This window comes from Pseudomonas edaphica, assembly GCF_005863185.1.
GTDB lineage: Bacteria > Pseudomonadota > Gammaproteobacteria > Pseudomonadales > Pseudomonadaceae > Aquipseudomonas > Aquipseudomonas edaphica.
The window spans coordinates 1-913 of sequence record NZ_VBVZ01001059.1; the positions used below are offsets into that span (position 1 = coordinate 1).

Sequence of the window (913 nt, forward strand, 5' to 3'; positions counted from 1 at the left end):
CAACAACACCGCGCAGCTCAAGAACAAGGTGCGCCGTGGCAAGTAATCGGCCAAAGCGCCAATGGGCAATTGCAACAGCGCATCACCGACCACCACGGTGCTGACCATGGCCAAGGCAATCTCGGCGGTGAAACCCTGCTGCAGGCAATACACCGGCAGCAGCGTCAGAATCATCGCCTCGAACGCGGCGAACAAGGCGACCGCCAAGGCAATTGCCGGCAGCGTCAGGCAGAAACGCCACAGATCACTGAACGTCACGCTGAAGGACTCGGCGGTTGGGGCACCGGAACGCCCCAGCAGCAACAGCGGCGCGACCACCAACAAGCCAACGCCCACCCAGAAGCCATAGTCATGGTCAGTGCCCAGTACGCCCAGCAGCAACGGGCCCGACAATTGGCTCAAGGCATAGCTGCAACCGTACAGCGCCACCAGGCGACCACGCCATTGCTCGACCACCAACTGGTTGATCCAGCTTTCACCCAGGATAAACACAATGGTCAGGATCACGCCGATCATCAGCCGCAGCACCAGCCACACCGGGTAGCTGGGCAGGATCGCCAATAAGCCTATGGAGATGGCACCGGCCCATAAGCACAGCCGCATCAGGTTGGCGGTGCCCAGCCACGAGGCCAGCCGACTGGAGACCTTCGCGCCGAGCAGTACGCCAAAAGCCGGCATGGCGGCCATCACGCCAATGGCGAAGCTGCCATAACCCCAGCCTTCGAGACGCAGGGACACCAGCGGCATGCTCACGCCCAAGGCCAGGCCGACGCTGAGGACAGAGGCCAGCACGGCGAAATAAGTCGCCCAACGCATTTCCACGCTCCTGTGGATAATTATCAAGATCACACAAAACAGTGTGGGAGCGGGCTTGTGTGGGAGCCGGGCTTGCCCGCGATGCAGACACCTCGGT

The 913-nt window shown here is 61.7% G+C and carries 1 protein-coding gene; it reads right to left on the reverse strand.

From position 1 onward, the window contains the following. The coding region (locus FEM54_RS33230; protein ID WP_138454359.1) for an MFS transporter at positions 1-816 on the reverse strand (816 nt) is incomplete at its 3' end. Positions 817-913 lie beyond the last annotated feature (97 nt).